This is a genomic window from Brachyspira pilosicoli, assembly GCF_019402445.1.
GTDB lineage: Bacteria > Spirochaetota > Brachyspiria > Brachyspirales > Brachyspiraceae > Brachyspira > Brachyspira pilosicoli_B.
In genome coordinates this window covers 1-5,722 of record NZ_SRZM01000362.1, presented here as the reverse complement: position 1 = coordinate 5,722, position 5,722 = coordinate 1, and the positions used below count along the sequence as shown (strand labels likewise).

Here is a 5,722-nt window from a genome sequence, read left to right as displayed (position 1 = left end):
ATAGATGTGTTTCTTCAAAAAGATGTTAATTCTCTTTTATTGTATGATATTAACAAAAATCATTTAGATAAAAATGGGATAATAGTAGGTATATATTTAGGTACAGGACTTGGTAATGCAATTGCTATAGATGGAAAAATACATTATGGATTTAGCGGAGGTTCAGCAGAACTTGGACATATACCTGCCTTAGGATGTTATAATAAATGTGATTGTGGAAAAACTGGATGCATAGAAACTTTAGTATCTGGCAGAAAATTAGAACAAATAGCAAATAATCATAATATAAAAGATATATCATCAATATTTAATTATTTTGATGATATTGAAGAATTAAAAGATTTTGTAAGATATTTTGCTATTGCAGTAGCAACTGAAATAAGCATTTTAGATCCAAATGCTGTTATTATAGGTGGCGGTGTTCCTGTTATGAAAAACTTCCCTTTGGATTTTTTTGAAAATGAAGTTAAAAATAATTTGAGAGCTCCAAATCCTAGAAATAATATAAATATTATATATTCTGATAACGATATTAATGCAGGAGTAATAGGAAGTATTATATCTGTTTTAGGATTATAAAATAATTATTGTAAAAATATTTAAAATTTTATATACTAAAAAAACTAATTAAATTTAATATAAAAAGAGATGTTTATGGAAATAATAGACAATACAAGCAGAGTACAATTATACTATCAACTTTATGATATTCTTTTAAATAAAATAAAATCAGGTGATTACAAACCTAATGATTTATTTCCAACAGAAAATGAATTAATAGAAAAATATAAAGTGAGTAGAATTACTGTTAGAAAAGCTATGGATATGCTATCACAAGAAGGTTTAATATCTAAGAAAAGAGGTATTGGTACATTTGTAAAAGCACAGAAAATAGAAAATAACCTAGCATCTATAATTGATTTTAACGATAATATGAAAAATAAAGGATATAGTCATTCTACTAAAGTTATAACTAATAAAATTGTAGAATGCAATAATAATATATCAGAAGCTCTATCTATACCAAACAATACAAAACTTATAAATATAGAAAGACTTAGACTTATGCAAAATGAACCTATATGTTTAGAGTCAGCAAATCTTATATATGACAGATGCCCTGAAGTATTGAATAGAGATTTTAATAATGAATCTTTAAGAACTTTTATAAAAGATAATTATAAAATCATATGGAAACATGCTAAACAGAAAATAACAGCTATAAATGCTGATAAAAGAATATCGAATATTTTAAATATAAAAAAAGGAGACCCTATTTTATATATAGAAAGGGTAAGTTATTGTACAGACAATATTCCTTTAGAATATTTAGAAGCATATTATAGAGCTGATATGTATTACTTTACTGTTGATTTAGAATATTAAAATTAGTATTTTTTATAATAATTAATAATAAAATATTACAATAAAAAATAGTATAATTATAAAACTAAATACAAATTTTAGTTTTATAATTATATATATATTTAAATAATTAATCGTTTCTGTTAAACTCTAAATCTTTTAATTCTCTTAATTTTGGTAAATCATCTAAACTATTGATACCGAAATGCATTAAGAATTTATCTGTTGTTCCGTATGTTTGTCTTTTGTCAAGATAATCTTTTCTACCTTTCCAAGCTATAAAACCATCTTCCATAAGCATTCTAAGATGATAAGAACTATCGCTTTGTCTTATATCATCAATTTCTGCTTTTGTAAGGGGTTGTTTATATGCTATAATAGAAAGTGTTTGAAGCATAGCTTTTGATATTTTTTTCTTACGCTTTCTGTCATATATTGCAGATAAAGTACCAAATGTAGAAGGTATTATAGTCATCATCACACTATCACCTATTTCCAATATCTCTATGGCACTTCCTACACTTTTGTATCTATTATTAATATTTTCTATATAGTTTCTTATGTCAGTATTTTCACACTTAAAAAGGTTTCTTAATCTAGATATAGAAACTGTACCCTCTACATATATAACAGCTTCTAATACCCTCTCAAGCTCTTCCTGATTCTCTAATACATTTTCATCTATTGTAAAATTGCTCTCTGCCTTTACTTCATTATTATTATTAGCTTCAATAGTATCTTGATTAGATAATTCCTCTAAACTCATTTAAGAAAATCCTTTTTCATTTTTAGTTTTACAGTATTATAACATATAAATTCTTTTTTTCAATCTAAAAAAAATTTAGAAGAATTTTTGTATTATTTTTTGTATAAATCATAAAAATACATTAAAGACTCAACTACCTCTCCACTTCTACACATCTCTCTATAAACTCTTTCATCAACAATTTTTGCCTCACTAACCTCATTTTCTTGCAAGATTAAATCATTTATATTAACATCTCTCTTAAACACATAAGAATCAATTATAGTATTAGAAAAATCAAGAATAAACGAAGTAAGAAATATAGCCTCATTAATTTCAAAATTAAGCCCTATCTCTTCTTTTAGCTCCCTAATAGCTCCCTCAACACTGCTCTCACCAGCAACTATAGAACCCTCAGTACATTCCCACATATTAGGGCATATCTTTTTACTGCTATGTCTTTTGGTTAATATCACCTCATCATTACTATTAACCACCCAAGCATGTATAACTATATGATAATCGCCATCTTCTAAAGGCACACCTCTTTTATGCAGCTTATTCTTTTGATTTTTGTTTATATCATAGATGTCCCAAATCTCAGCCATAATATTTTTTTACTATTATCACTCCCTATTGATATACGATGATATTATATTTCTAAAAGAGTTTATATGATGCCTAATATCATATATATCTCTAATACTTAAAATTTTATGCAAAACATACATAGGATTAAAAGATAAATTATAAAAATATTCTACATACTGAAAAATATCATCAACTTCCAATTTCAGCACACTAGTACGCATATCATATTCAAACCAATTATCAGTATTAATATAATTATTCTCACTGCAATAATTAAATATATTAGTACCAGGATATGGAACAAAAATAGAAGTATTCATTGTATTAATATAACCATTAGTCATTAAATATTTTATTACATCAAATGTAGCAATAATATCATCTTCATTTTCCCAAGGATATCCTATCTTTACCATCATATCTATAAATAAGCCAGCCTTTCTTGCCATTTTAATAGACTCGATAACAGAATCTATATTTACATTTGAAGGAAAAAGTTTCTCTAACGTTTTAGTGTTTGCAGAAGGAAAAGTAACTATTAATGTTTTAAACCCTGCTCTTCTCATCATCTTATAATAATGATAATCCAAATCAGTAAAATACATGTGGCAATCAATATAAACTTTTTTATTTAATTTTCTCTCTATCATAGTTTGACAAAATAATGAAAGCCACTCACCCATAGGAAAAGACACTGTAACATCAACAAACTCTTTTATACCGTATCTTTTATATAAATATTCTATTTCATCAACAACATTAATAGGGTTTCTTAATCTAACATTATTAAATAATACATTAGAAGCTGCACAATTATAATTGCCAAAAACAGCCCCCCTTCCAGACATAATAAAAGTAGCTGGAGTTTTTTTATAATATTCATTTTCTTTGGAATATAATTTCCAATTAGTGAGATTTCTATCTATAAATGGAAGCCTATCTAAAGGATAATCAAGTTTACATTTGCCGGTATTTCTAATATTTCCTTGAGAAGTTCTATAATATATACCCTCTTTTAATTTTTCACCATTATTAATATGATTTACAATGCTTAAGAGAAGTATATCATAATCTCCACCTGTAATAACAAAATCTACTTCAGACTTATCAAAACTCTCTTCAGGCAATGCTGTAACATGGTCGCCTGCTAAAACTATATAAGCATTTTTATATTTATCTTTAATAGCATTAATAGTATCCCAAGTATAATTTATGGTAGCAGTAGTAGCTTCAAAAAATATTAATTGCGGATTTATTTTGTCTATCTGTATAAGCCAATCTATTATATCCATCTTTCTTGCAACAGTATCTATAAAAAAAACATCATAGCCGTTATTTTTTAATAAAGTAGCAGCATAGGCAGGAAGTATTGGGTAATTAGCAGTAAAATTCCTCACCCATTGAAATTGCCTATTTAAAGACATTAATGGAAAACCTTTATTATATTCAAAAGGAGGATATGTTATACATACTCTATCAATTTTTTCTTTTTTCATTGTTTATATATTTTTTTATTTTACTTTTTTAGCTATTTTTTTAGGAGATTTAGAAGATTTCTTTTTAATTATTTTATTCTCATAAACATATTTTTCTAATTCATACTGGTCATCAAATATTACATCATACCACTCTTCATATCTCTCACATTTAGGCGGACTATGCTTAGTACATATATCATGCCTATTCTCATAATTTTTGCACAAATAAGTTTTTTTATCTAAATATCTGCACTCGCTTCTTATCATATGGTACCAAGTATCCTGATATATAAATATAAATGAATGCTTAAAATAAAGATACCATTTCAAAGTTTTTAATTCTTCTTCATTTTTAGGTTTAGATATTTCCATTACCAAATCATGACAGCATAAAGAATTACAATCTGCACATAATTTATCTGTAACTTTCTCTTTTCTATCTTTAAAAATTTTATCAGACGGTATAACTTTCATCAATAAATCACCTTATAAAAAATAAAACAATCATTTAATTATACTAAAGTGATTAGGTTTTGTCAATTTGATATTTTTGTTATTATAGCGGATTGGATAACCGCTCCACTTCTTTATATTGGTATAAAAGAAAAAAGAACTGCATTTTTAGCTTAAAATGTTGGTATTATCTTAATATATATTCCTAAAACATTAGCTATAGTATATGCGTTTTTGCAACTTTTTGTTGATATTTTTATATGAAAATTATATAATACATTTTATACTAAATATATTAGGAGAACTAAAATGAAGTTAAAAATATTTATAATTTCTTTTATATTTATTTTTTCAAGTATGCTATTTCCTGCTTTTGAATTAGATTTCGCTGGAAAATTTGGATTTGCCGACAGTTTTACTGATTTAACAGGCGGGGTTTTTGAGCCAAGATTAGATTTAAATTTACAATTAGGTTATAACTTTCCTATAAATAAATCTTCTTTCAGAAGCATAAGCTTATTATTTGATACAGGAATAGATGCTCGAATGATATCTTTAAAAAATGATAATTATAAAATAAATCAATTAGGTGCAGGTGCAATAACAACAGGTTTGGCATTAAAATTTATATTTACTCCTGTTTTAAATTCAAAAATAGATTCAGTTTTCGGCTTATCTTCAGGTGTTAAATTTATACCCATAATAGATGATTTAAATATAAAACCAAATAAAGTTCCAATATCTCCATACGTTAATTTATTTTTAGAAACTAGAATTTATAATGTTAATGAAACTTTAGCTATCGTATATGGTCTTAATATTTTTTATGAATATATGATATTTGATAAAAGTGATATAAATAACTTATTTGGAGGCTATAATATAAATCAGCATCATTCAATAGGAGCTATGCTTTCTCTAGGTATTCATTTTGGAAAGCGTTAAACCTTATAATAATTAGTATAGAATATTGGGCTTATGATGAATGAATATATTTATCATAAGCCTTATTTTTTATTAATATATCATACTAAAGGTTTTCAAATTTATTAAAAATAATTTTTTTATTTTAATTATTTGCAGGGCTTTG

The 5,722-nt window shown here is 25.4% G+C and carries 7 protein-coding genes; 3 read left to right on the top strand and 4 right to left on the bottom strand.

All coding sequences use genetic code 11. The features are described from left to right. The coding region (locus E6A48_RS10735) for an ROK family protein (protein ID WP_219710230.1) at positions 1–579 on the top strand (579 nt) is incomplete at its 5' end. 75 nt (positions 580–654) lie between these two features. After that, positions 655–1,386: a GntR family transcriptional regulator gene (locus tag E6A48_RS10730; protein ID WP_198294993.1), complete on the top strand. Its 732-nt coding sequence runs from the start codon at positions 655–657 to the stop codon at positions 1,384–1,386. Between the two features lie 109 nt (positions 1,387–1,495). On the opposite strand, the gene scpB is transcribed toward E6A48_RS10730, so the two are convergent. The 4 genes from scpB to E6A48_RS10710 all read right to left on the bottom strand — a co-directional run bounded on the left by scpB (position 1,496) and on the right by E6A48_RS10710 (position 4,653). Continuing rightward, positions 1,496–2,131 (bottom strand): SMC-Scp complex subunit ScpB, encoded by a 636-nt coding sequence (gene scpB / locus E6A48_RS10725; protein ID WP_219710228.1) that lies wholly within the window; start codon positions 2,129–2,131, stop codon positions 1,496–1,498. A 92-nt stretch (positions 2,132–2,223) separates the two neighbouring features. Continuing rightward, positions 2,224–2,718, bottom strand: a complete 495-nt coding sequence (locus E6A48_RS10720) for an NUDIX hydrolase (RefSeq protein ID WP_219710225.1) — start codon at positions 2,716–2,718, stop codon at positions 2,224–2,226. A gap of 18 nt (positions 2,719–2,736) precedes the next feature. Then, complete coding sequence (locus E6A48_RS10715) at positions 2,737–4,197, bottom strand: B12-binding domain-containing radical SAM protein (RefSeq protein ID WP_219710223.1); 1,461 nt, start codon at positions 4,195–4,197, stop codon at positions 2,737–2,739. A gap of 15 nt (positions 4,198–4,212) precedes the next feature. Then, positions 4,213–4,653 (bottom strand): YkgJ family cysteine cluster protein, encoded by a 441-nt coding sequence (locus E6A48_RS10710; protein ID WP_014936830.1) that lies wholly within the window; start codon positions 4,651–4,653, stop codon positions 4,213–4,215. A gap of 288 nt (positions 4,654–4,941) precedes the next feature. On the opposite strand from E6A48_RS10710, the gene E6A48_RS10705 reads away from it, so the two are divergent. Continuing rightward, on the top strand, positions 4,942–5,577 hold the full coding sequence (locus E6A48_RS10705; protein WP_219710219.1) for a hypothetical protein: 636 nt from the start codon (positions 4,942–4,944) through the stop codon (positions 5,575–5,577). The last annotated feature ends 145 nt before the right edge of the window (positions 5,578–5,722 follow it).